Genomic DNA, 24,422 nt, shown 5'->3' on the forward strand with positions numbered 1-24,422 from the left:
ATGTACAACCGCCCTTTTCAGCTTTGTCCTGGATAGAGAGGGTCCAACAACGGCTTCTCCGCCACTGCAGCGTGCCGCCAGCGCGGACCGGCCTTGAATACCTCGCGCAATTGGGCACGCGCAGCGCTCACATCGCCTTCGCCACCCCAGCGCGCACGCTGCATTCGCTGCAGCGCATCGCGTTGTGCGGGGTCGTCCAGCTTCGCTACCACCGCGTCCAAACCATCCACTCCACCCATCGCCGCAAGGATGTGCGTAACCTCGTCCAAGCTGCCTGCGTCCAAGGCGCGGCGTAGATCCGCGGTGCCATAGCGCGAGGCCGAGCCTGCAGGCGGGCTCGCATGTTCAGCACCGACAACCGCCACATTGCGCCGGCGCGACAGCCCCCAGATCAGCGTGGCCAGCCACAACAAGGCGAAACCGGCCGCCAGCGCAGGCCATAGCCAGTTGCTCGCCACGTCCTGCGACGCCGCCAAGGCATTGCCTGCGGCCAGCGCGGCAGATCCGGTCGCTGCCGGTTGCACCAGCGGCGGCGCGACCATGCCGGTATTGCTGCCCTGGGCAATCTGCAATGACAGCGCGGGCAGCGAGGTGGTGCGTGCCTGTCCGGCCGCCACATCCCACCATTGCATCTGGATACCAGGCACGGTCAGCGCGCCGGTCTGCTGCGGCACGATCGAATAGCGGCGGGTCAATTTCAATTGCGGACTGGAACCGCTGAAGGTCTCATCGTATTGCGGCGGCTCGGCGAACACCTGGGCGCTGTCGCCCAACGATGGCACCGGCAATTCCGGGAACTGTGCCTTGGTGGCGCCACTAGCGATTGCCTCCACTTCGATGGTGATGGCTTCACCGGTACGCCCGCTGTTGGGCGCCGCGGTATAGCGCAGCTGCAGGTTCTTCAGCGGCAGCCAGGGTTGCGGTGCATCAGCGGGTGTCGCGCGCACCTGCAAGGTCTGGTCGGGGCCACGGGCGCTGAGTTGGCCGTTGTCACGACCGAAGAAATCATCAAAGAAACCGCCCGCGCCCTGCCCGCTGAAACGTGCACCGGACAGTTGCAACGGGCCGCTGCGCTCGGGAATCAGCAGAAAGCGACGCTCGACCACGTTGTAGCGACGCCCGCCTACTTCACGCACGGAGGTGCGGTCATCACCAATGCGCTGCAATGAGGCCGCCGCCGGTGTATCCAGCACCAGCTCGCCGGAGGCCAGCTGGGTAGCGAAATACAGCCGCACCACCACCCCCACGCTCTGCTGTACGTAGGGTTGCTTGTCATCGACCTCCGTTTCGATGAAGGCCACCGCATTGCCGTCACGGCTGGCAACCGGCGCCTCGTCAACCTTCACCAGCAAGGGCGTGGTACTGCCACCGCCAACACGCAACGCAGGGATGTCGAGCATGCCGGTGCGGCGCGGCGTCAGTGCAACCGCGTACTGGGCGTAGTTGCGCGAGGCGCCACCGCCCATCTGCAACTGGCGGCTGCTGCTCTGTGCACCGATCACGAAGTCTGCTTCCAACGGCGCATAGTCCGGGCTGCCGGACTGATCGGTCTCGATGGTTAGGGTGACCGACTCACCTTGCTTGATGCTGTCGCGATCCAGCCAGGCCCGGGTCTGTGCCTGCAGCAGGCCAGTGAAGGCCAGCAGGCCCAGCAACAGCCATAGCTGGATGACGTTGCCTGTGAGCATCTTTCTCATCTTTTTTCCCGCATCCGTCGCTCGTATTCGAGCTGGAATTTCGCTTTCAACAAATTACCCGGCTCATCCGGCACGCGCTGCATCCAGGCCTCCACGGCCTGCTGCTGCTCACGCTGCGCAGGTGTCATCGCTGCCTGCGCAGCGGCGCTCTGCTGCTCGCCTTCGCGTGCCTGCTGCTGACGCATGGCCTCGGCCATACGCTGACTCTGCGCTTGATCAGCCTGCTGCTGCTTGCCGGCATCTTCGCTCTGCGGCGGCTGCTCACCCTTGTCGGACGACGAGCTTCCGTCCTTGGCTGGATTCTGCTCGGCCGGCGGCTGGCCCTGCTGCGACTGACCGGATTGCTGCCCCTGCTGCCCCTGTTGCGGCTGACCTTGCTGGTTCTGCTGCGAAGGATTCTGCTGTGGGTTCTGCTGTCCGGACTGGTCCTTGCCCTGCTGGGGCTTGGATGGATTCTGCTGCTTGCCTTGCTGATCCTGCTGCGACTTGCGCTTGCGCGCGGCATCCACCGCGGCGCGATTGGCCAGCGCATCCTGCATGCCCGGATGTGCCTTCAACGCACGGTCGTAAGCGGCGATGGCTTCGTCGTACTTGCCTTGGCGGGCAAGCGCATTGCCAAGGTTGTACCAACCCTGATCGTTGTCGATGCCTTCGAACTTCTTCTGCGCCGTGGCAAAATCGCCGAGCCGATACGCTTCCACACCTTCACCCAGACGCTGGTGCTGGCGCTGGTCGGCGCGCTGCCACCAACCGCCCTGCTCGGCCGCATGCGCGGGCTGCAGCATCGGCAGCATCAGACATAGCGCGAGCACCGGCATCACCCGACGCGGGCGACGGAACGCAAACACTGCCAGCAACAGCAGCGGCGGCAACAACCAATAGCCTTCGTCCTGCCACTGCTTGCCAGCACTGGCCTGCTGCTCACGATCCTGCGCACCGGCCTGCGGCTCCAGCACACCCAGCGCCTGCAGGTCCGCCGAGGTGTTGGCGATGCGCTGATAAGCACCACCGCCAGCTGCTGCCAAAGCACGCAGCGAGGTTTCATCCAGGTGCGCCTGTTCAATCGCACCACGCTGATCGCGATAGGAGGCGCCCTGCAGGCTGCCCAGGCCCAATGCCGAGACCCGGTAGCCGGCAGCACGCAGTTTGGCCGCCTCGGCCAATGCTGCTGCATCGGCATGATCACTCAGCAGTAGTATCTCGCCATTGCGGGCACCGGATCGCTTCAACAGATCGCCGGCCCAGAGCAGCGCCTTTTCCGCGCGTTGGCCATCGGCGGGCATCACTTCCGGCGCCAAGGCATCCAGAAACAAAGCGACATTGGCCGCGTCATCGGTCAGTGGTGCGACGGTGAACGGCTCCCAGGCGAAGGCGATCAAGGCAACTTCGCCACCCTTGCGCTCACGCAGCAAGCTAGCCAGTTTTGCGCGCGCCTGCAGCAAGCGCGACGGTGGCAGATCGGTCGCGCGGATGCTGCTCGACAGATCCAGCACGATCACCAGCGGTGTCTTCGACTCCCACAACGGCTGCTCCAGCTGACGCCAGCTCGGACCGGCGAGCGCAAGCGCCGCCAGCGTCAAGCCAAGCGCCAAAGCCGCGCTACCCCACCATCCGCGTTTGCCACCGTCAGTGAGCAGGCGAGCCAGCAGATGTGGGTCCACAGCCTCATGCCAACGCGCGCTGCGGTGACGCCGCCACCAGCTTCCCAGCAAGGCTGCCGGCACCAGCAACAAAGCCCACAACCACTCCGGGCGCAGAAAATGCAGATCCTGCCAATTGATCATGACCGCAGTCCCCGCCAAGCCAACGCCACCACACCCAGCAACAAGGACAACGCCAATGGCCATGGGTAGCGCTCGATGCGTGGCCGCACTGCCGGGCCAGCGTCCTTCACCGGCTCCAGCCGATCCAGCTCCGCATAGATGTTGACCAGCTCATCAGTGTCGCGGGCGCGGAAGAAGCGACCGCCGGTTTCGTCAGCCACCTTGGTCAAGGTGGCTTCGTCCACCTGGTCATCAGCGCCGGGCAACTGCACGCCGAACAAGGACATGCCGCCGCTACCGCCGAAGGCGATGGTGTAGACGCGCACGCCTTCGGCCTTGGCCAGCTCGGCCGCCTTCAACGGCTCCAGCACGCCGGCGGTATTCACGCCGTCGGTCAACACGATCAGTACGCGCTGCCCCTGCGGCTGTTCGCGCAGGCGCTTCACCGACAGCGCAATCGCATCACCCAATGCGGTCTCACGCCCGGCCAGGCCAACCACACTGTCGCGCAGTTGATCGCGCACGGTAGCGCGATCGGTGGTCAGCGGCGTCAATGCATAGGCACGCTGCCCGAACACCAACAGGCCAATGCGGTCGCCTTCACGACGCTCGAGAAAGTCGGCCAGCACCGCCTTGGCCGCAGTCAGACGGTCCACTACCTGGCCGCCAAGCTGCATATCCGGCTCGCTCATGCTGCCGGACAGGTCCACCGCCAACATCATCTGCCGGGCCTGCCGCGGCGGCTCGATCGGCTCGCCCAGCTGCTGCGGGCGCGCCAATGCGGCACACAGGCACAACCAGGCCAACCACAGCAACAACGTCTGCAAAACCGCACCGGCGCGCGCGGGCGCCTGGCCCTGCAGACGCGCAGGCTCATAAGGCACGCGTAACGCCGCCCCGTTCTGTTCACGCAACGGCCACAACAACATCAGCAGCGGCAAAGGCAGCGCCAGCCACGCCCAAGGCCACGCAAACGCGGGCAACAGGCTCAACCAGTTTGCAATCGTGTCCTGCATCAGCGGCGCCCAGCCATCAACTGCAGAAAACGGCTGCGGGCCAGCTGGCAGACACGATCGACCTGCGCAGCTTCAAGTGTTGGGCGGAAGCCGCCGTCCAACAGCAGACGTCCATCGCCACTGCTGAAGTCCTCGCCTTTGGCGCCATCGAGAAAACGCAGCCACGCCTCGCCCTGCAGCTGCACGGCCAGCGGATCAAGCCGCCGCGCTGCGCGCCGCAGCAGCTCCGAGGCTGCGGCCAGCTTGGCAGGCCCCGGTTGCGCCGCCTGTAGCTGCCGGTCAAACAGGACCATCCAGCGCTGCAATCGGCGCCGGCGAAAGAAATGGATGGAAAGCACGACCAGAGCAATCACCACGATCGCGCCAATCAGCAGCCACCAGCCCGGCGCCAGCGGCCACCAACCCGGTGCTGCCGGCAAGTGCACATCACGCAGCTGCAGTTGTGCGGCCATCAGCCCACGCTCCGGTTTGGCGCTGCGCCCAGCCAGGCATCGCTGGCATCGTCGCTCACCAGGGTGCTGACACGGATACGACGACCCGGCAGTTGCCTGCACAAGTCTTCGACCGGGCCGATCAGTGCGTCATGCCAGGCATCGCGTACAGCAGAAGAGGTCAGGTCCAACTGCAGGCGGCCTGATCGCGTTGCCAGCGGCAGTACACAGCTCGGCGGTGAGATTTCCAGGGGATCAAGCAACAACACCAACTCCACTTCAACATGCATCGACAGTGCCGACCAGGTTGCTGCAGGCACTGTCTGTGCGCTGGCTGGATCAGCCAGCACCACCGCGCGCGCGCCGGGATGCAATACCCGCGCAGCCTGCTCCAAGGCCAGCTGCAATCCGCCATCATCGGCAGGCCGTTCGCCATACCAGCGCACCAAGGCATCCAGCGCCCGCAAGACACCGCGCGTACCACCCGCCGGTGGCACCAGAGCCTGCTGCGCGGAGCCACGTAGTGCCGCGATGCGATCACCATCGCGCAACGCCGACCATGCCGCCACCGCACCAGCACGCGCGGCCTGCACCGACTTGAAGCGCACCCGCGTGCCGAAATACAAGGCAGGTGCGGTATCCGCAATCAACAAGGTGACCCGCTCACGCTCGGTCTGGAAGGTCTTGGTATGGGTGGCATCCGTACGCGCGGTCAGCTTCCAGTCGATGTGCCGCGCATCGTCGCCGGGGACGTACTCGCGTGACTCGGCATATTCCATGCCGCGACCACGCAGCATCGATGCGGCTCGGCCACTGACCGCGTAGTGCCCGCGCCGCGCCTTGCGGCCGCCATTGGCAGCGCCACGCAGCGCGATCAGTTCGGCCAGCTGCGGACGGATGCCGTCTTCGATAGCCGCAACCGTCTGCGCTTGTCTGGCAAGGGGCGCACTCATCGCTGACCCACCTGCAAACGTGGCCTCATGATCATTCCATCAACACCGCAAGTCATCACACCCTGCCTCAAGGCAGAGGCACGCAATCAAGCAGCGCCGCCACCAGACGCTCGCCATCCCAACCCTCGGCCGCGGCCTCGTAGCTGGGCAGCACGCGATGGCGTAGCACGTCGGCTGCCACGGCGCGGATGTCATCAGGGGTGACATAGTCACGGCCGGCCAACCAAGCGCGGGCGCGCGCGCAGCGCTCAAGCGCGATCGAACCGCGCGGGCTTGCGCCCCAGGCAATGCGTTTGGCCAGCTGAGCGTCATACGCGCTGGCGTCACGCGAGGCCAACACCAGCGCGATCAGATAGCGCTCCAGCTGCGGCGCCATATGCAGCTCCAGCACCTCGCGACGCGCCTGCTCGATCTTCTGCAACGAGATCTTTTCTATCGTCACCTGCTGCGGTCGCATCGCGCGCAATGCGCGCTCGCGCGCCAGCCGCAGTATTTCGGTTTCGGCGCTGGCATCCGGGTAGCCGATGCGCACATGCATCAGGAAACGGTCCAGCTGCGCCTCGGGCAGCGGGAACGTACCCTCCTGCTCGATCGGATTCTGTGTAGCCATCACCAGGAACACGTCAGGCAGCGGATAGGTGTTGCGCCCGACTGTCACCTGGCGCTCGCCCATCGCTTCGAGCAGGGCCGACTGCACCTTGGCCGGGGCACGGTTGATTTCGTCGGCGAGCAGGATCGGGTGGAAGATCGGCCCAGCCTGGAACTCGAAGCGGCCTTCCTGCGAGCGCCAGATATCGGTACCGGTGAGGTCGGCGGGCAGTAGATCCGGGGTGAACTGGATACGCGCGAAGCTGGCATCGATACGCGAGGCCAAGGCGCGGATGGCGGTGGTCTTGGCCAAGCCGGGCGCGCCCTCCACCAGCAAGTGACCGTCCGCCAGCAGCGCGGTCAGCAGCCGGTCGACCAGCAAGGACTGACCAACGATTTCGCTGGCCAGGGCGTCGCGCAATGCGGTGAATTCCTGATGCAGGCCGTTGTCACGGACCACGGCATCGTCTTGGTTGGGCAACTGGGGAGGCAGGTTCATAGGCGCAGTTTGACCGATCTGCGGTGAAATGGTTCCAAACGCCAGCCTGCAAACAGAAAAGGGCCGCAATAGCGGCCCTTTTCCTTAGATGTAACAAGTGCTTACTGGGCAGCCTTGGCTACGCGCAGGATCTTCGGGGTCACAAAGACCAGCAGCTCAGCCTTGTCCTTGGCACGACCACGCTTCTTGAACAGATTGCCAAGGAACGGGATATCGCCCAGGAACGGCACCTTGCTGATGCTTGTACGGTCATTGAACTCGTACACGCCGCCGATCACAACGGTTTGGCCGTCGTCCACCAAGACCGCAGTGTTGATTTCGCGACGGTTGATGATCGGGACAACACCAAAGTTGTCCACTTCCAGGTAGCGATCGACTTCGTCCTTCTTCACATTCATGTTGAGGAATACACGATTATCCTGGGTGATGGTTGGCGTGACCTTCAGCTCCAGCAGCACTTCCTTGAACTGGACGTTCGGCGTTGCCGCAGTACCACCGGTACCACCGGTGATCGTGACATAGCCGATTTCCTTACCCTGCTTGATGACGCCTTCGCGCTGGTTGGCGGTGACGATACGCGGGTTGGAAATGACTTCACCGCGACCTTCTTCCTGCAACGCGGAAAGCTCCAGATCCAGGTTGAAATTGGCGCCCAGCAAGGTATAGGCGATGCTCGGAGCGTCACCCGCCTTGATGCTGGTGAAGGTGCCGGCAGGAAGACTGACATTCAGCCCGCGATTGGCATTGCCAGTACCACTGGTGCCGCTGCCTATCGTCCCGACGTTGCTGCCATTATTGTAGCTGCGGGTGCCACCGATGCCGAACTTCGCACCCAAATCACGGGCAAAAGTGTCAGTGGCGATCACGATACGACCTTCAATCAGCACCTGATCCACCGGTCGATCGATCACTCCGATCAGCTCACGCATCTGCGCGACCTTCTTCGGAATGTCACTGATCATCAGCGTATTGGTACGCTCATCAGCCACCAGGCGACCGCGCGGCGACAGGAAGCCGTTTTCCTGCGAGCTGTTGTTGCTACCACCACCACCGCCATTGTTGTTGTTGCCAATGCCCTTGGCCTCGGTCAGCGCTTTGAAGATCGCCTCGGCGCTGTGGTAATTGATCTGAACGTAGTCGGTGATCAGGTCAACGCGATTATCGATGGCGATACGCGCGTCTTCCTTGTCCTGCTCGAACTTGGCCAGCTCCGGCTGCGGCGCAACCCATACCACGCCACCGTCACGGCGCTTGTCCAGGCCCTTGGCGCGCAGCACGATGTCCAGCGCCTGGTCCCACGGCACGTTTACCAGGCGCAGGGTCACATTGCCCTGCACCGTGTCGGATGCGACCACATTGAGATTGGACTCCTCGGCGATCAACTGCAGCACCGTGCGCACCGGCACGTCCTGGAAGTTGAAGGTCACCGGACGGCCGCTGTAGCCACGTGCAGCCACCGTGGCGGCCGCCTGCGCAACCGTCTTGGAGGTAACTGCGCCGGTAGCCACGTCAGCCTGGCGCGGAGTGATCTCAACCACATACTCGTTGCCGGTCTGATAGGCCAGCGAGTCGAACGCGCCGCTGGTGCTGAGCACCAGCTGCGAACCCTGCCCGGACGGCTTGGCGTCAATGCGCTGTACCGGCGTGGCGAAATCAACGACGTTGAGCGGGCGTTGCAGCTCGGCCGGCAACACGGCGTTGCCAACATCGATCACGACGTTGTTGCCCTGGTTGCGCAGATCCGGGCTTGCGCCCTGGCCATCGAACTGCATGATCAACCGCCCGGCACCATCGTCGCCGCGCTTGAAGTCGATCTTGGTTACGGAAACCGCCTTCACCGCCTGCTGCGGGGCTGCGGCTGCGCCGCCAACACCCGTAACCGGCTGTGCTGCGTAAGAAGAGCCGCACACCGCTGCCAACGCCACTCCCAAGGCGCAGACGCGGACCAGTGCATGGCGCCGGATGGGACGCGGGCTCAGGGCTTTGGTAAAAGTCATCGTGCTATCCCCTAATCAATCAACGATCGTCCAGTGCAAGCGAAGCTGGGCGTTCCAGCCAGCCACCTGCACCGTCCGGCACTAGTTCAATCAACTCGATCCCGTCTTCGCGTACGCCGGTCACACGGCCATCGCTCTGACCCATGTACACCCCAGGACGTACACGGTAAGTGACCTTGTCCGGCCCCATCACCAGTGCCACAGCACCCGCGCCGCTACCGATCGTGCCGACCATGTCCAAGCTATCCAGCGGAAACCCTTCGAGCGGTTCCTTGCGACGGTTTGGATCCGGTCGCAGCTGGCTGTTGCCATCATCGGATACCCAGGCGTCACTGAACGGATCGCGCAGGCCTTGAGCCGAATATTCAAATGTCTCGAACTGCTGCATCACCGGCAGAGCCTCCAACGGCTCGGCAGGACGTGCACGCTCGTCGGCAGTCCATTTTTCAAGATTGGGCGCGCCACCAGGCGTGCTGGTGATGCCGCGGGCGCAACCGCCCAGCAGCACTACGCAGGCCACACCCAACGCCAGGGAGGAAACATTACGCATGATCACTTCCCTCCCTTTTTCTTGGCATCGGCAGCGGCCTTTTGCTGATCAGCCAACTCGGTGTCATCCAGGTACCGATAGGTCTTGACCGTACCGGACAGCTCCAGCGCGCCACCGGGCGTGATCACGCCCTGTCCGCCCTTGGGCTGCAGATTGATGTCATGCATGGTCAGGATGACCACGCGAGGCAATGAGGCAACGCCACTGACGAACGCTCCGAACTGGTGATAACTGCCCACCAGGCGCAGCGCGATCGGCTTCTCGGCATAGAACTCTTTCAAGGTCTCGTCACCGGGCTTGAAAAGCTCGTTGTTCAAACCGCTGGACAACGCGGTCTGCGAGACGTCGATGATCAGATCCGGCATCTCCGTCTTGCTGGGCAACTGGCGCAGCATCTGCTGCAAGACCTGCTCCATCTGTGCCAGCTGCTGCTTCAAAGGCTCCAGATTGACCGCACGCTTCTGTTCGGTCTCGAAGCTCTGGCGCAAGGATGCTTCCTTGTTGACCAGCTCTTCCAGCTCCCCTCTCTGCCCACTGATGATCAACAGGTAAGACAGGCCGAGGATCAGCAAGGACAGCAACACGCAGAACACGGCCTTCGCGTTGCGCGGCCAGGCACCGATATTGTTGAAATCCAGCTCTTTGGCGTTGAATTTCTTGCTCACGAACGGGCCTCCTTCTGCGCCGGCGCTGCTGGCGCTGTCTCGCCCTTTGGCTTCTCCGCCCCGCTGGCAGGTACAGCCGGCGCTGCCGGCGACGCAGCAGCGGGAGCACCAGGTGCAGCAGCAGCCGGAGCCACTGCTGCGGCATCAGCTGCGATCGGCGCGGCGCCTGCCTCGGCCTGGCCATCGCTCGGTGCAGGCAGCTGCACCCTGAGCGTGAACACGTACGGCAGGGACTTGATGTCGACAACCGCACCGCCCTTCTGCTGCGTATCCTGGGCACGCGCCTCGATGATGGTCAGTTCCGGATTTCTCATCCAGCCCGAAGTCTCGAGATTGCGCATATAGGCACTGACGCGGGCGTTGGACTGCGTACGGCCTTCCAGCGTCAGTGTCTCGCCTTCCTGCTTGAGTGCGGTCAGTACCACGCCATCGGGAATGGTGCGCACCAACGAATCAAACAGGTGCACCATCTGCGAACGCTTGCCCTGCAGCTCCTCGATCACCGCCTTGCGGTCGAGCAGGCGCTTTTTCTGCTCGTCCAGGCGATCGATTTCCTTGTTCTGCTCCTTGACCTTGGCGATCTCCGTCTCAAGGTAGGCATTACGCTCGTTCTGCCCGCTGATCTGCTGGCTGAAGTAAAACCACAGCAAGCCCGACAGCACTACGCCACTGAGCGCGGCAAAGCCCAGCATCCCGTAGAACTCACGTTGACGCTGTTTGCGGCGCTCCTCGCGCCACGGCAATAGGTTGATCCGTGCCATCAGTCAAACCCCCTCATGGCCAGACCTGTCGCGATCATCAGCGCCGGCGCATCCTGGTTCAGTGCATGCGCCTGGACCTTCGGTCCCAACGTCATCTGCGCCAAGGGGTTGGCCACCGAGGTCGCCACGCCAAGCTGCTCTTCGACCATGGTCGGCAAGCCGATCAGGGCAGCACAGCCGCCGGCCAGGACGATGTGGTCAACGCGGTTGAACTCGCTGCCAGCGTAGAAGAACTGCAACAGGCGGCTGATCTGCTGCACCGTCGCTTCTTTGAACGGCTCCAGCACTTCAACCTCGTAGCTCTCCGGCAAGCCGCCCTGGCGTTTGGCCAAGCCTGCTTCCTCGTAGCTGAGCCCGTAGCGGCGCATCACCTCGTCGGTGAGCTGCTTGCCGCCGAACACCTGTTCGCGGCTGTACAGACTGCGGCCACCACGCAACACGTTGAGCGTGGTCATGGTTGCGCCGATGTCGACCAGCGCCACCACGCCATCACTGGGTACAGCCAGCTCGCTGGCGACCAATGCGAAGGCGTTCTCAATCGCGAACGCCTCCACATCCATCACCTTGGCGGTCAGCCCACCCAGCTCCAGCGCAGACTGACGCAGCTCCACGTTCTCCGAGCGCGACGCGGCCAGCAGCACCTGCACCATTTCTGGATTGTTCGGCACTGGACCCAGTACTTCGAAGTCGAGGTTCACTTCGTCGATGGGGTACGGGATGTAATTCACCGCCTCCAGTTCGACCTGTGCCTCCATCTCGTTCTCATCCAGGTCCGCCGGCATCGGAATCACCTTGGTGATCACCGCAGAACCAGCGACAGCAGCGGCGGCCCCCTTGGCCTTGCTGCCTGAACGCGCAACAGCCCGACGAATCGCTTCGCCGACTGCTTCGACTTCGACAATGTTTTTCTCAACCACCGCGTTCGGCGGAAGAGGTTCCACGGCGTAATGTTCCACGCGGAAACGGTTACCGCTGCGGGAAAGCTGAAGCAGCTTTACCGCAGTCGAACTGATGTCGACACCAATGATTGGTGCCTGACTCTTTGGGATAAGCCCCACGGATTCTCCCCTGCCGACGGGCACTTGGACGCAAGTCTTGCGTCGGCGCATTAATAACGTTTTTTCAGCAAATGGCAACCATCCGGAATGCGAGACGCGATCTGCATCACGTCGCCCAGCTGTATCCCCATTTGCTCTCCCCAGGACGCGGCCCCAGCCGCTCCCCTGCGTAATCTATACTCTGCGGCTACAAAAACCGCAATCGGGACTTCTGGATGCCACGTTTTCGTCGCTGGCTGCGTTGGCTGCTGGCCCTCTTTGTCGCCTTCTCCCTGGTAGGCGCAATCGCCATCGGCTCGCTCTATTACGTTGTCTCGTCCAAGCTTCCGGACGTGCAGGCGCTGCGCAATGTTGAATTGCAGGAGCCGATGTATGTCTATGATAACGAAGGGAAATTGATGGCGGTATTCGGCGAGACCCGCCGTTACCCGGTACAGATGAAGGACGTCCCGGAGCGCCTGAAGCAGGCTTTCCTGGCTACCGAGGATGCCCGTTTCTACCAACACGACGGCATTGACTACAAGGGTATTGCCCGCGCCGTATGGCTGATCGCGCGCACCGGATCCAAGGACGGTGTACCCGGCGGATCGACGATTACCCAGCAGGTTGCGCGGCAATTCTTCCTCAGCAGCGAGGTCAGCTACACCCGCAAGTTCGCCGAGATCCTGCTCGCCCGCAAAATCGAGAGCGAGCTGAGCAAGGACGAGATCTTCGAGCTGTACCTCAACAAGAGCTTTTTCGGCAACCGTGCCTATGGCATCGGTGCCGCCGCCGAGTACTACTACGGCAAGAAGCTTGGCGAGCTCGACCTGGATGAAATGGCCTCGCTGGCCGGTATCCCCAAGTTTCCCTCCAGCGGCAACCCGCTGAGCAACCCCGAGCGCGCGCGCCAGCGCCGCGACAACTATGTGCTGCAGCGCATGGCCGACCTGGGCTATGTCAGCCAGGCCGAGGCCGATGCGGCCAAGGCCGTGCCCATGCATGCCAGCCCGCACGAGCCGCCGGTACAGGTCTATGCGCCGTACGTGGCCGAACTGGTGCGCCAGGAAATGATCGCCAAGTACGGCAGCGACGTGCTCAACAAGGGTTACCACGTCACCACCACCATCAATGGCCAGCTGCAGGAAGCCGCCAATACGGCGGTGCGCGATGGCCTGATCACCTACGACCATCGCCACGGCTGGCATGGCGTCGAGCAGCATTTCGACGTCGCTGCCGATGCCGACAACACCGCACTGGCCCGGCATATCAGCAACATCCCGACGCAGTCGGGCCTGCAAGCCGCAGTAGTTTCGGCCACCCATGCTGACGGCAGCATCACCGTGGTCCTGGCCGACCGCAGCGAACTGGTGCTGCCGGTGGCATCCAGCCGCTGGACCAACCGCAGCCCGGCCAAGCTGGTAACCCGCGGCGACATGATCCGCGTACGCGCCGGTGCGAAGGAAGGCGAGTGGTTGATCGACCAGATTCCACGCGGACAAGCCGCACTGGTCTCGGTGGATGCCGAAAGCGGCGCATTGCGCGCCCTGGTCGGCGGTTTCAGCTTTGCCGGCAATAAGTTCAATCGCGCCACCCAGGCGCGCCGCCAGCCCGGCTCCAGCTTCAAGCCGTTTGTCTATGCCGCTGCTTTCGACAAGGGCTTCAACCCCGCCTCGATCGTGCTGGATGCGCCGGTGGTGTTCCGCGACCGTCGCGGCAAGACCTGGCAGCCGCAGAACGATGGCGGCGGTTTCCGCGGCCCGATGCGCCTGCGCGAAGCCTTGGTGCAATCGCGCAACCTGGTCTCGGTGCGCCTGCTCGACAGCATGGGCGTGGACTATGCGCGCAAGTACATCAGCGAATTCGGCTTCCAGGAAGCAGAGCTGCCGCCGAACCTGTCGATGTCACTGGGCACCGCTTCGCTGACCCCGCTGTCGGTGGCGCGCGGTTACGCAGTGTTCGCCAATGGCGGCTCGCGCGTGTACACCTGGATCGTCGATGAGATCAAGGACCGCGACGGCAACGTGATCTTCAAGGAAAACCCGGCCATGGCCTGCCGTGGCTGTGGTGGCACCTCCACCGCGGGCGCAGCACCCGTCAGCCAGGTCGTGGACGGCTTCAACTTCGGCGCAGAGGCAACCCCCGCTCCGGTTGCCGCCAAGCCGACCGAGGCCAAGCCCGAGACCATCGAGCCAGCCAAGCCGGTAAATCCGAACGCCCGCACCGCACCGCGCGCCATCGACGAACGTACCGCTTACCAGCTGGTATCGATGATGCGTGATGTGGTCCAACGCGGCACCGGTACTGCCGCCAAGGTTCTGGGCCGCGAAGATGTGGGCGGCAAGACCGGCTCGACCAATGATCACCGCGACGCCTGGTTCTCCGGCTTCGGTGGCCCGCTGGCAACCACCGTGTGGGTCGGCCGTGACGACTTCCGCTCGCTGGGCTACCGCGAGTACGGCGGCAAGGCGGCGCTGCCTATCTGGATCGACTACATGCGTGTCGCGCTGAAAGACGCTCCCATTGCCAAGAACGACCCGCCGTCAGGCATGGTCCAGGCGACGCTGAATGGCGCCGTTGAGTGGGTCAAGACCGAAGACCTGGACCGCGTGCAGGACTTCGACTTCGGCCAGCAGAGTCACACCACCGACGACGCTGCATTCGATATCTTCTGATCCACCCAGCAGGGGGCGGGACGCAAGCCCCGCCGCCTGCCTACAATCGGGCCAGCAACCACGAGACTGGAACCCGATGCCGTCATCGCCACCGCAATCACCCCTCCGCAACACCCGCGAGCGGCAGCTGATCGCGCAGGAGGCGGCTCGACTGATCGCCGAAAGCGGCATCCATGATCTTGAGCACGCACGCCGCAAAGCCGCGGCAAAGCTTGGCATCGCCAGCGAAGTCTTCTGGCCACGCCTGAGTGAGATCGAACAGGCATTGCGCGAGCATCAGTTGCTGTTCGCCTCCAGCAGCCAACCCGGCGCATTGCGTGAGCATCGTGAATCAGCATTGCAGGCCATGCAGTTCCTGCAGCCCTTCCAACCACGCCTGACCGGCGCAGTACTGAGTGGGCTTGCCACCGGCGACAGCCCGGTCATCCTGCACCTGCATTGCGATGATCCCGATGCGGTGCAGCGGTTTCTTCACGATCAGCGGATTCCTGCCGAGGCGCGCACCTGGTCGCTGCGCCTGGCGGGACATTCGTCCAAACAGCACTATCCAGGCTGCGAGTTCGCTGCCGATGGCATCGCCTTCGAACTGGTGGTGTTGCCAGAGGATGCATTGCGGCAGCCACCAGTTTCAGCCGACGATGGCAAACCGCTGCCGCGCGCAACATTGGCGCAACTGAAGCAATTGCTCGCACAAGAGCAGAGGTAGTGCCGAGCCATGCTCGGCAGGAGCATTCCCGGCAAAGCCCCTGCCGAGCATCACTGCCCTTGTGGGAGCGGCGCACAAACAAAAACCCCGCCGAAGCGGGGTTTTCATCGTGATGGAAGCGGCGCATCGCTGCGCCGTCGCCATTACTTGTAGTCGCGCACGTCGTGGCCGGTGTAGACCTGGCGCGGACGGCCGATCTTCATTTCCGGATCAACCTGCTGCTCCAGCCAATGCGACACCCAGCCAGCGGTACGGCCCAGGGCGAACATGACCGTGAACATCTCGGTCGGAATGTTCAGCGCCTTGTAGATGATGCCGCTGTAGAAGTCGACGTTCGGGTACAGCTTGCGGGCAACGAAGTACTCGTCCTGCAGCGCAGCCTGTTCCAGCTTGATGGCGACGTCCAGCAACGGATCCTGCACGCCGAGCTGACCCAGCACCTGCTTGGTCATCTCGCCGATCACCTTGGCGCGCGGGTCGAAGTTCTTGTACACGCGGTGGCCGAAGCCCATCAGGCGGAAGCCCGAGGTCTTGTCCTTGGCCTTGACCACAGCGGACTCGACGTTGTCGGCCGAACCGATTTCTTCCAGCATCTTCAGCACAGCTTCGTTGGCGCCGCCGTGTGCCGGGCCCCACAGCGCGGTGACGCCAGCGGCGACCGATGCGTACGGGTTGGCGCCGGTGGAACCGACCAGACGCACGGTCGAGGTCGAGGCGTTCTGCTCGTGGTCGGCATGCAGGATGAACAGCAGATCCAGTGCCTTGACCACGTCCTTGTTCAGGTCGTACTTGCCATCGGCCGACTCGAAGGTCTGCTTCAGGAAGCGGCTGACGTAGTCCAGCGAGGTGTCCGGCTTGTTGGCCGGCAGGCCAGCGCCGTGACGGTAGATCAGTGCCGACAGGGTCGGAACCTTGGCGATCAGACGTACCGCAGCCTGGCGGCGCTGTTCGGCGTCGTCCAGATCCAGCGAAGCGTGGTACTTGGCCGACAGCTGCGCGATCGAGGCAGCCAGGATCGCCATCGGATGCGCGTCCTTGGCGAAGCTGCCGATCAGGGTGTTGATGGAATCATCAACGCCGGCTTCAGCGGTCAGTTCGGCTTCGAAAGCCTTCAGCTGCTCGGCGCTCGGACGATCGCCATTGATCAGCAGGTAGGCCACTTCGACGAAGCTGGACTTGGCAGCCAGCTGTTCGATCGGATAGCCGCGATACAACAACACGCCCTTGTCGCCATCAATGTAGGTGATGGCCGACTTGCAGCTTGCAGTGGCGGTATAGCCCGAGTCGTAGGTGAAGAGACCGGTTTCCTTGGTCAGCTTCGAGATATCGACGCAGTTATTGCCCAGCACGGGTTTGACGACAGGCAGAACGACCGACGTATCGCCGGCGTTGAGCGTGACCTGATCAAGATCGGACACAGTGTGCGCTCCTCAAGTGGAAGGCGCCTGTCCTGACGAATGGGGTGCGGGCAGGCGCGTGAAGGAATTCCGCAGTTTTCCACGGCGGTTCCGACGATTATCGCACAGCAGCATTTGCAGATTGCGAAGACAAAAGTCTTATAGCCGGAGTTTCCACGCGACACAGCATCGCGCTGGCACAACGGCCAGATTCTGCAATGGTTCAGCTGTACGGCAAGCAAGACAAAACAACGGCCGCGCAGAGCGCGGCCGTTGTCTGTGCAGCAACAACAGTTCGATTAGCGCGCGTAGCGCTTCTGGAACTTGTCGATGCGGCCGCTGGTATCGATAACCTTGTGCTTGCCCGTGTAGAACGGGTGCGAAGCCGAGGAAATTTCAACCTTGACGAGCGGATATTCTTCGCCGTCTTCCCACTTGACCGTGTCCTTCGAAGACATGGTCGAACGGGTCAGGAACTTGAAATCAGAGGTCACGTCGTGGAAAACGACGTTGTGGTAATCAGGATGGATATCGGCCTTCATGGGGCTCACACCGTATTGTCTGGTGGTCAAGACCGCCATTATAGACACGACCTGCCGTGCCAGGCAAGTCGTGCATACTGAACCACTTACCCGGACGGTTACTGGCCTAGCAGCGCGCCGCGCACCTGGGCCTCGAATCGGGCTTGGTCATAGCCGACCAGCAACGCCGTATTGTCAGCTGCACCGGTCTGGCGGTTCCAATCCACGATGGTAGCGCCACGGCTGCGAGTGCCGGTCAGTTCGATCGACAGCGGCCGCCGTTCAACCACGGTGCCGCCTTCCGGCTGCAGCGCCCATGCCATTGCCAGTGCATCGGCGGCATACCAGCGCTCACCGCGGCTGTCTTCCGACCACAGCCGGGTCTGGCGCGAGATCAGTTCGTAGAAGCGCGCCTTGTCGGTATCGGCTGCCAGCCATTGCTCGACATCGCGGTGCATCAGGCCGTGGGCGATGGTGGCTTCCCAATCGGCGACTTCGATGAACGGGAACGAGGTAAATACGATGTGCGCCGCTTCCGGATCAAAGGCGATGTTGAACTCGGCTGCCGGGGTGATATTGCCGTGCCCGGTGATTGCGCCCCCCATCACCACGAAGCGCTTCACGCGCTGCGGCAGCGTCGGGTCCAGCTTCAGCGCCAACGCGATATTGGTCAACGGACCCAACGCGACCAGCAGCAGTTCGCCTGCATATTGGTGCGATAGACGCAGGATCGCCAATGCTGCGTGCTCGGCTTCCACCTTGCGTGCAGTCAACGGCAGGTCGACATCGCCAAAACCGTCGCGGCCATGCACATGCGCGGCATCTTCAGCCGGGTACACCAGCGGATCGGCAGTTCCGGCGAACACCGGCACGTCTTCGCGGCCGGCCACTTCGCACAGCTTCAGCGCGTTGCGCACGGTGTATTCAAGGCCGACATTGCCCGCTGCCACCGTCAACCCGATCACGTCATGGTGTTCATCGGCAAAGGCCATCAGCAGTGCCAGCGCATCGTCCACGCCCGGATCAGTATCAATCAGCAACGGTATCTTCTTGCTCATCTTCTGCTTCACTTCTGGTTGGCCATGAAGTCTGTCACGGCCTCCATGACAGTGGAAGCACGCAATCAGGCCGATGCGTAGCGCACTGCGCCACCAATCCAGCGGTTGACGATGCGATCAGCCAACTCCGGCGCGTCGCTGAGCAGGCGTGCGGCCAGATCGTGCACAGTCGGCAGCAGGCCCGCATCACGGGCCAAATCGGCCACACGGAACGCGGCCAGGCCGGTCTGGCGGGTACCCAGCAGTTCGCCGGGGCCACGCAGCTCCAGATCCTTCTCGGCGATCAGGAAGCCATCGGCAGTATGCCGCATGGTTTCCAGTCGCTCACGCGCCATCGCCGACAGCGGCGCCTGGTACATCAGCACGCAGCTGGACGCGGTAGCACCGCGACCAACGCGGCCGCGCAGCTGATGCAGCTGGGCCAGACCTAGACGTTCGGCGTTCTCGATGATCATCAACGAGGCATTGGGCACATCGACGCCGACTTCGATCACGGTGGTGGCGACCAGCAGATCGGTTTCGGCCTGCTTGAAGGCGCGCATCGCCGCCTGCTTTTCCGCTGCTTTCATTCGCCCGTGCACCAGCCCGATGCGCAATTCAGGCAACTGCGCCGACAGCGTCTCGAAGGTGGTCTGTGCCGCCTGCGCGTCCATGCGAGCGTTGCCGGGGCCGGCATCCTCTTCACTTTCCTCGATCAGCGTGCAGACCCAGTACACCTGCCGGCCCTGCTGGCAGGCGATGCGGATGCGCTCGACCAGTTCCGGTCGACGCTCAGCGCTGATGGCGATGGTCTGCACCGGCGTGCGCCCGGGGGGCAGTTCGTCGATGGCCGAGACATCCAGGTCGGAATACGCCGCCATAGCCAAGGTGCGCGGGATCGGCGTGGCGGTCATCACCAGCTGATGCGGCACCACCCCGGCGGTTGCGCCCTTGTCGCGCAGGGCCAGCCGCTGGTGCACACCAAAACGATGCTGTTCATCGACGATGGCCAGGGCCAGGTCGTTGAACACCACGCTGTCCTGCATCAGCGCATGGGTGCCGACCACCACTTGTGCATCGCCGCTGGCCACGTCCTCAAGCACCTTGGCACGGGCCTTGCCGGTGACCTTGCCGGCCAACCACGCCACGCGCACATCCAGCGGTTCCAACCAGCTGCGCAGATTGGTCAGATGCTGCTCGGCCAGCAGCTCGGTGGGTGCGGCCAACGCAACTTGCTTGCCACGCTCCACCGCCAGCATCGCGGCCAAGGCGGCAACCACGGTTTTGCCCGAACCGACGTCACCCTGCACCAGCCGCAGCATCGGATGCGCGCGCGCCAGATCCTTGCGGATCTCGTCGAACACGCGCTGCTGCGCGCCGGTAAGTTTGAACGGCAAGGAGTTGCGCAGGGCTTTGACCAGGCCGTCTTGGCCGCGCAATGACGGCGCGCGGTGCTGCTGCAGGGCGATGCGCTGGCGACGCAGGCTGAGATGATGGGCAAGCAGCTCTTCCATCGCCAAGCGCCGCTGCGCCGGATGCGTGCCCGCGCCCAGCGCGCCGATGTCGGCATCGGCCGGCGGCCGGTGCATGGTCAGCATCGCTTCGCGCAATGACGGCAGACCCATGCCGGCAAGCAGGGCTGGCGGCAACAACTCCAATGCGGCCGCATCAGGCAGGCGATCCAGTGCCTGCCCGATCAACTTGCGCAGGCTGGCCGGGCCGATGCCCTCAACCGCTGGGTACACCGGGTCCAATACCGCGCCCAGCGCGGCCTCCTCGCCGTCGCCAAGCACGTGATAACTGGGATGCACGATCTCCAGCCCGTTCTGGCCCGCGCGTGGCGTGCCGTAGGCGCGCAGACGCCGACCGAGCGCGAACTGCGACACCTGCGCGGCGCGGAAATGGAAGAAGCGCAGCACCAGGGTGGCGCCGGAATCGTCACTGATCGCCACCCGCAACACCGGCCGGTAGCGGAAACCACGCTCCACCGCTTCCACCCTGCCCTCCACCTGCGCAGCCATGCCGGCCTTCAACGCGCGGATCGGCAATAGCGTGGTGCGGTCCTCATAGCGCAGCGGCAGGTGCAGCCACAGGTCCTGCAAGGTGGTCAGGCCGCGCGCTTCCAGCTTGGCTGCCACCCGTGGCCCGACCCCGGCCAGACGGCTCAGTGGTTCGGTGGAAAGATCGAGGGTGGCGAGGTCACGGCGTGCAGACATTGCATAAGGATGCCGCCATGCGTCGCAAACAGAAACCCCGGCGTGGTTGGACGCCGGGGTTTCCTACTCCCCAAGTGCTGATTTGCTACTGCTTGTCTATTGGCGCCTTCATGTACCCCGTAGTCCCGAGCCATGCGCGGCAGGGGCTTTCCCGCTAGAGCCTCAGCCGAGCATGGCTCGGCTCTACGGAACTGCCCTCCCCCAACCCCTCTCCCGCAGGGAGAGGGGCTTGAAGCGTTAGAACTTCACGGTCATTTCCAGGCCGTATGTGCGTGGATCGGTGATGGTTGCGCCGACTACGCCCAGCGGGTCGCGTCCATAGGTGTTCAGGCCACGGACGTACTGTTTGTCGAATACGTTGTTGGCGTACACCGCCCAGTTCCAATGCTTCAACGGTGAGGTCCAGCCAACACGCACATCGGTGCGCTGCTGTGATTCGCCGATGTTGAGCACCTTGCTGATGCCGCAGTCGCCCTGCAGGTTGGAGCCTTCATTGCAGCGGGTCGCACCGCGGTAGGCATGCCGCAGTGAGAAGCGCAGCTGACCGTTGCCGCCCAGGTCGGCGACGTAAACCGCGCCGGCCGAGGCGGTGAAGCGCGGCTCACCGGTAGGGGCACCATCCAGATCAACGCCTTCCGGGGTCACGTAGTTCTTGTACTTGGAATCTATCCATTCGGCCGCCGCGTCCAGGGTCAGGCCGTCGGTGACCTTCCAGCGCATGTCGAAGTCCACACCGGTGGCCTGCAGGTCGCTGGTGTCGAACACGTACACCGGGATGTCGACCGGGTTGTTCGGGTCCGGATCGATCAAACGGATCGCCTGGCGGTTGTCGTACTGGTAGTGGAAGACGGAGACGTTGTAGGAGAAGCGGTCGAAGCTCTGCTTCAGGCCGACTTCCAGATTCCACACATCCTCGTTCTCGAACGCCGGACCGATCTGCAGCGCGTTGAAGCCACCGGCCTTGTAGCCCTTGGCCAGCGAGCCGAACACCATGGTGTCGTCATTGAGGTGGTAGTCGACGACGAAGCGCGGGCTCCAGTCGCTCCAGCTCTTCTTGTCGCGCACCAGCTTGCCCTTGTTGACCATAGCCGGCGGGTCGATGAAGGCCATGTCGAAGGTCAGCAGCTCACGGGTGATCGGAATGCCCATGCCCGCCAGTGCCTGGAAGAAGCCCAGCGCCTCCAGCGTGCCGAGCTTGGCTTCGAGACCGGGCGCATTGCGCGGCGTATTGAGCCAGGTGAAGTCCTTCTCGTCGCGGGTGTAACGCAGGCCGAAGGTAAGGTTGAGGCGATCGGTGGCCTTCCAGATCACATCACCGAAAGCGGCGTACGAGGTGGTGCCCAGCGTGTTGCTGAAGCGCTCGTTCCATTTCTCGCCCACCAGCGAAATCGGAATCCCGTTCATCTGCGCCAGCATCGAGGTGAAGTTGAACAGGCTGCCATCGGGAATGCCCAGCTGATAGGCCACGCCCATGTTGCGGATGATGTTGTCCACCGCCTCGGTATTGGTATTGACCTCACTGGTCTGGCGCGCGTCTTCATTGAAGTAGCTGGCACCGGCCACCCAATCGAAGCGTTCATTGCTGCCGGAGAACTTGAACTCCTGGTAGAAGGTTTCGTTGTTCTCGGTGTTCTTCGAATCCACGTACAGGTCGAAGCGGTTGGTGCCGTCTTCCTCGGTGTGGTTGGTGGAGTCGTATTTGCGCCAGGAGCTTGTGGAGGTGAAATTGCCCCAGGACAGCGCGTGGTCGACGATCAGGCTGACGCCGTCGAAGGTGCGCCATTCGGCATTATCGGCATCGCTGTAGGTCTTGATCTTGCGCGGGTCCAGATAGTCGTCCGGGTCCACCGGTACTGGCGGCCGCGCCGGATAGGCCGGCAAGGCCACGATGCCGGTGGTGACACGGCCGTTCTGGTCCAGGCTTTCGTGGTCCCAGGTGATGTAGGCGGTGGTGTTGTCGCCGAAGCGGCTCTGCCAGGCTGCGCGGGTGGCCCAGACGTTCTCGCCGCCCAGGTCCTTGCCGGTGGCGCCGTCCTGGAACCAACCATCACTGGTGTTGATTAGTGCATTGAAGCGCAGCGCCGAGTTGTCACCGGTCGGGATGTTCCACATCGCATCGGCGTACTTCTTGCCGTAGTTGCCGACGCGCACAGTGGCGCGCGCCTCGGTCTGCGCCTGCGGGCGCCGGGTCACCAGCGAGATCGCACCGGCAGCGGTATTGCGGCCGAACAAGGTGCCCTGCGGGCCCTTCAGCACTTCGATACGTTCCACATCCACGAAGGGCAGCAACACGCCGCCGCCACGTCCGCCGTAAACGCCATCAACAAAGATGCCCACCGCAGGGTCGGTACCGATACCGAAGTCGTCGGTCTCCACGCCGCGCAGCCGGAACGATGGCTGGGTCGGCTGCACCGCGCTGATCACCAGTCCCGGCACCAGCGAATCGATGTCGCCAAGATTCTCAGCGACTACGTCGTTGAGCAGGTTCTGATCGACTACCTGCAATGCGATCGGCACATCCTGTATTTCCTGCTGCCGGCTCTGCGCGGTGACTGTGATGCGATCAAGCGTGGTGGCAGCATCCTCCGTCGCCGACTGTGCCATTGCCGGGGCAACTGCCCCCACTACCATCAGCCCGGCCAAGGCCCGCTGCAGTCCGACTACCAGATTCCGTTGCTTCACTCGCATCGCGTTCTCTCCCACGCAGTGAGGTGTATGCCGGCGTCAGACCGCCGGCGGGCCCGTGTTGCCGGGCTGGCCTTCGCCAGCCGTGTCGCAGTTTGTTTCCAGCGCGTTGATCCATTCCCGGATCAAGGTCACGCCTTCGCTGTGCACCACCGCCCGCCCGACCTCCGGCATCATCACCGCCGGGTCATCACTGTCCATGCGGTAGGCGATGATCGAGGCATCCGCATCGCCCGGTTGGATGTCGTAGCGGCGATTGCCAGTGCCCTTGCCCGCTGCGATCGGCTGCTTGCACATGCCCAGTTTCAGGTGATCCCGGGTCGGTGCGTCCAGCCACAGGCCGGAGGTGATGGCCGGGCCGGTGCGGCTATGGCAATGGCCACAGTTCACGTCCAGATAGGCGCGCGCCCGCGCCTCCAGCGGCGCGGCAGGATCAGTGGCATCGGCTGCACGCGGCAGCTGCGTCGGTGCAGGCAGGTCTTTCAGATAGCCGAGTTTGGCCAGATGCGCGAGCTGGTTGTCGTGGCCGCTGAGGTAGTCGAAATCGCGATTGAGGTTGCGTGCCTTGGGGCCGATCGGCAGCAGCTTGCGCGAGCGGTTGTCGGTGATATGGCAACCACCGCACTGGTTCTGGTCCGGCACCTGGTAGGCAAGTGCTTCACGCGAGCCGTCCGCCGCAACCAGCTCCAGATCCACGCTGGCGCCGGTGCGTTGCAAGGTCGCCTCGGTCTGCTGCGGGTTCCAGACATAGGGCAAGGCTACCCAACCCTCCTTGCGGTGGACCAGCAGCCGGGTCTCGATCAGCCGCACCTTGGACAGGTCCAGGCTCTCCTCGTGCAATGAGGATTGCGACGGTGGCGTACGCGCCACCGACTTGCCATCGGCTGCACCAGTCGGCGGCAGCGGATAGTAGAAGGTCTTGCTGAGAATGGTGCCGACCGGGAAGTCGAAGGCATGCTCGGGCTGGTAGCCGGCCGCCTGCCCCTTCGGCATCCACACCGTGCGCAGCTTGTGCGCATAGTCGCTGAACAGCGGCGTGTTCAGGTCATACGGCACCACGCCATCATTGAGCGACAGCTTGCCATCGCGGATGCGCAGCACATGCCACTCATCCAGCGTCGCCGGCTGGCCTTGCTCGAAGAAATGCACTGCCGCTGGTTTGCCGCAGGCAACCAGCATCAGCAAGGTGCTGACCAACACAATCACCCTCACCATCAGATTGCGCATG

19 protein-coding genes are annotated in these 24,422 nt (G+C 63.4%); 2 read left to right on the plus strand and 17 right to left on the minus strand.

The window, feature by feature from the left end; genetic code table 11:
• Nucleotides 1-17: 17 nt before the first annotated feature.
• The 11 genes from ACVOLZ_RS13220 to ACVOLZ_RS13270 form a co-directional block, all read right to left on the minus strand.
• Entirely contained in the window at nucleotides 18-1,697 is a 1,680-nt protein-coding gene (locus ACVOLZ_RS13220; protein ID WP_481516557.1) for a BatD family protein, read from the minus strand.
• Nucleotides 1,694-3,499: a vWA domain-containing protein gene (locus ACVOLZ_RS13225; RefSeq protein WP_481516586.1), complete on the minus strand. Its 1,806-nt coding sequence runs from the start codon at nucleotides 3,497-3,499 to the stop codon at nucleotides 1,694-1,696. The genes ACVOLZ_RS13220 and ACVOLZ_RS13225 overlap by 4 nt, the downstream gene beginning before the upstream one ends.
• Nucleotides 3,478-4,476: a vWA domain-containing protein gene (locus ACVOLZ_RS13230; RefSeq protein ID WP_481516558.1), complete on the minus strand. Its 999-nt coding sequence runs from the start codon at nucleotides 4,474-4,476 to the stop codon at nucleotides 3,478-3,480. The genes ACVOLZ_RS13225 and ACVOLZ_RS13230 overlap by 22 nt, the downstream gene beginning before the upstream one ends.
• Nucleotides 4,476-4,928: a DUF4381 domain-containing protein gene (locus tag ACVOLZ_RS13235; protein ID WP_481516559.1), complete on the minus strand. Its 453-nt coding sequence runs from the start codon at nucleotides 4,926-4,928 to the stop codon at nucleotides 4,476-4,478. Before ACVOLZ_RS13235 ends, ACVOLZ_RS13230 begins: the two co-directional genes overlap by 1 nt.
• Entirely contained in the window at nucleotides 4,928-5,860 is a 933-nt protein-coding gene (locus tag ACVOLZ_RS13240) for a DUF58 domain-containing protein (RefSeq protein ID WP_481516560.1), read from the minus strand. The genes ACVOLZ_RS13235 and ACVOLZ_RS13240 overlap by 1 nt, the downstream gene beginning before the upstream one ends.
• Before the next feature lie 67 nt (nucleotides 5,861-5,927).
• Nucleotides 5,928-6,947 carry an AAA family ATPase gene (locus ACVOLZ_RS13245; protein WP_481516561.1) on the minus strand — a complete coding sequence of 340 codons (1,020 nt, stop codon included), beginning with the start codon at nucleotides 6,945-6,947 and terminating at the stop codon, nucleotides 5,928-5,930.
• Nucleotides 6,948-7,048: 101 nt separating this feature from the next.
• Nucleotides 7,049-8,944 (minus strand): type IV pilus secretin PilQ, encoded by a 1,896-nt coding sequence (locus tag ACVOLZ_RS13250; RefSeq protein WP_481516562.1) that lies wholly within the window; start codon nucleotides 8,942-8,944, stop codon nucleotides 7,049-7,051.
• Between the two features lie 19 nt (nucleotides 8,945-8,963).
• Complete coding sequence (locus ACVOLZ_RS13255; protein ID WP_481516563.1) at nucleotides 8,964-9,494, minus strand: pilus assembly protein PilP; 531 nt, start codon at nucleotides 9,492-9,494, stop codon at nucleotides 8,964-8,966.
• Nucleotides 9,495-9,496: 2 nt separating this feature from the next.
• Nucleotides 9,497-10,159 carry a type IV pilus inner membrane component PilO gene (locus tag ACVOLZ_RS13260; protein ID WP_481516564.1) on the minus strand — a complete coding sequence of 221 codons (663 nt, stop codon included), beginning with the start codon at nucleotides 10,157-10,159 and terminating at the stop codon, nucleotides 9,497-9,499.
• Nucleotides 10,156-10,920 (minus strand): PilN domain-containing protein, encoded by a 765-nt coding sequence (locus ACVOLZ_RS13265; RefSeq protein WP_481516565.1) that lies wholly within the window; start codon nucleotides 10,918-10,920, stop codon nucleotides 10,156-10,158. The genes ACVOLZ_RS13260 and ACVOLZ_RS13265 overlap by 4 nt, the downstream gene beginning before the upstream one ends.
• Entirely contained in the window at nucleotides 10,920-11,978 is a 1,059-nt protein-coding gene (locus ACVOLZ_RS13270) for a pilus assembly protein PilM (protein WP_481516566.1), read from the minus strand. Before ACVOLZ_RS13270 ends, ACVOLZ_RS13265 begins: the two co-directional genes overlap by 1 nt.
• A 215-nt stretch (nucleotides 11,979-12,193) precedes the next feature.
• Between ACVOLZ_RS13270 and ACVOLZ_RS13275 the strand changes: the two genes are divergently transcribed.
• Nucleotides 12,194-14,632, plus strand: coding sequence for a penicillin-binding protein 1A (locus ACVOLZ_RS13275; RefSeq protein WP_481516567.1), 2,439 nt, complete (start codon nucleotides 12,194-12,196; stop codon nucleotides 14,630-14,632).
• Between the two features lie 76 nt (nucleotides 14,633-14,708).
• Nucleotides 14,709-15,338 (plus strand): hypothetical protein, encoded by a 630-nt coding sequence (locus tag ACVOLZ_RS13280; protein WP_481516568.1) that lies wholly within the window; start codon nucleotides 14,709-14,711, stop codon nucleotides 15,336-15,338.
• 143 nt (nucleotides 15,339-15,481) lie between these two features.
• Here the strand turns inward: ACVOLZ_RS13280 and ACVOLZ_RS13285 are convergent, their stop codons facing one another.
• The 6 genes from ACVOLZ_RS13285 to ACVOLZ_RS13310 all read right to left on the minus strand — a co-directional run bounded on the left by ACVOLZ_RS13285 (nucleotide 15,482) and on the right by ACVOLZ_RS13310 (nucleotide 24,421).
• Complete coding sequence (locus ACVOLZ_RS13285; RefSeq protein WP_481516569.1) at nucleotides 15,482-16,756, minus strand: citrate synthase; 1,275 nt, start codon at nucleotides 16,754-16,756, stop codon at nucleotides 15,482-15,484.
• A gap of 278 nt (nucleotides 16,757-17,034) precedes the next feature.
• The gene (locus tag ACVOLZ_RS13290; RefSeq protein ID WP_057629116.1) at nucleotides 17,035-17,277 is read right to left on the minus strand and encodes a type B 50S ribosomal protein L31; all 243 of its coding nucleotides are present in this window, start codon (nucleotides 17,275-17,277) and stop codon (nucleotides 17,035-17,037) included.
• 98 nt (nucleotides 17,278-17,375) lie between these two features.
• Nucleotides 17,376-18,314, minus strand: a complete 939-nt coding sequence (locus ACVOLZ_RS13295) for a nucleoside hydrolase (protein WP_481516570.1) — start codon at nucleotides 18,312-18,314, stop codon at nucleotides 17,376-17,378.
• A gap of 65 nt (nucleotides 18,315-18,379) precedes the next feature.
• Nucleotides 18,380-20,509 carry an ATP-dependent DNA helicase RecG gene (gene recG, locus ACVOLZ_RS13300; RefSeq protein WP_481516571.1) on the minus strand — a complete coding sequence of 710 codons (2,130 nt, stop codon included), beginning with the start codon at nucleotides 20,507-20,509 and terminating at the stop codon, nucleotides 18,380-18,382.
• Between the two features lie 237 nt (nucleotides 20,510-20,746).
• Complete coding sequence (locus ACVOLZ_RS13305) at nucleotides 20,747-23,197, minus strand: TonB-dependent receptor (RefSeq protein WP_481516572.1); 2,451 nt, start codon at nucleotides 23,195-23,197, stop codon at nucleotides 20,747-20,749.
• Between the two features lie 36 nt (nucleotides 23,198-23,233).
• Nucleotides 23,234-24,421, minus strand: coding sequence for an SO2930 family diheme c-type cytochrome (locus ACVOLZ_RS13310; protein WP_481516573.1), 1,188 nt, complete (start codon nucleotides 24,419-24,421; stop codon nucleotides 23,234-23,236).
• Between the last annotated feature and the right edge of the window lies 1 nt (nucleotide 24,422).

The organism is Stenotrophomonas sp. STEN020 (assembly GCF_056760195.1).

Excerpts from the sequence above, each read along its gene's own strand:
- ACVOLZ_RS13295 (WP_481516570.1), bottom strand. The coding sequence starts at position 18,314 with ATGAGCAAGAAGATACCGTTGCTGATTGATACTGATCCGGGCGTGGAC.
- ACVOLZ_RS13265 (WP_481516565.1), bottom strand. The coding sequence starts at position 10,920 with ATGGCACGGATCAACCTATTGCCGTGGCGCGAGGAGCGCCGCAAACAG.
- ACVOLZ_RS13240 (WP_481516560.1), bottom strand. The coding sequence starts at position 5,860 with ATGAGTGCGCCCCTTGCCAGACAAGCGCAGACGGTTGCGGCTATCGAA.
- ACVOLZ_RS13310 (WP_481516573.1), bottom strand. The coding sequence starts at position 24,421 with ATGCGCAATCTGATGGTGAGGGTGATTGTGTTGGTCAGCACCTTGCTG.
- ACVOLZ_RS13275 (WP_481516567.1), top strand. The coding sequence starts at position 12,194 with ATGCCACGTTTTCGTCGCTGGCTGCGTTGGCTGCTGGCCCTCTTTGTC.
- ACVOLZ_RS13250 (WP_481516562.1), bottom strand. The coding sequence starts at position 8,944 with ATGACTTTTACCAAAGCCCTGAGCCCGCGTCCCATCCGGCGCCATGCA.
- ACVOLZ_RS13235 (WP_481516559.1), bottom strand. The coding sequence starts at position 4,928 with ATGGCCGCACAACTGCAGCTGCGTGATGTGCACTTGCCGGCAGCACCG.
- ACVOLZ_RS13280 (WP_481516568.1), top strand. The coding sequence starts at position 14,709 with ATGCCGTCATCGCCACCGCAATCACCCCTCCGCAACACCCGCGAGCGG.
- ACVOLZ_RS13220 (WP_481516557.1), bottom strand. The coding sequence starts at position 1,697 with ATGAGAAAGATGCTCACAGGCAACGTCATCCAGCTATGGCTGTTGCTG.
- recG (WP_481516571.1), bottom strand. The coding sequence starts at position 20,509 with ATGTCTGCACGCCGTGACCTCGCCACCCTCGATCTTTCCACCGAACCA.
- ACVOLZ_RS13230 (WP_481516558.1), bottom strand. The coding sequence starts at position 4,476 with ATGCAGGACACGATTGCAAACTGGTTGAGCCTGTTGCCCGCGTTTGCG.
- ACVOLZ_RS13290 (WP_057629116.1), bottom strand. The coding sequence starts at position 17,277 with ATGAAGGCCGATATCCATCCTGATTACCACAACGTCGTTTTCCACGAC.
- ACVOLZ_RS13245 (WP_481516561.1), bottom strand. The coding sequence starts at position 6,947 with ATGAACCTGCCTCCCCAGTTGCCCAACCAAGACGATGCCGTGGTCCGT.
- ACVOLZ_RS13305 (WP_481516572.1), bottom strand. The coding sequence starts at position 23,197 with ATGCGAGTGAAGCAACGGAATCTGGTAGTCGGACTGCAGCGGGCCTTG.
- ACVOLZ_RS13255 (WP_481516563.1), bottom strand. The coding sequence starts at position 9,494 with ATGCGTAATGTTTCCTCCCTGGCGTTGGGTGTGGCCTGCGTAGTGCTG.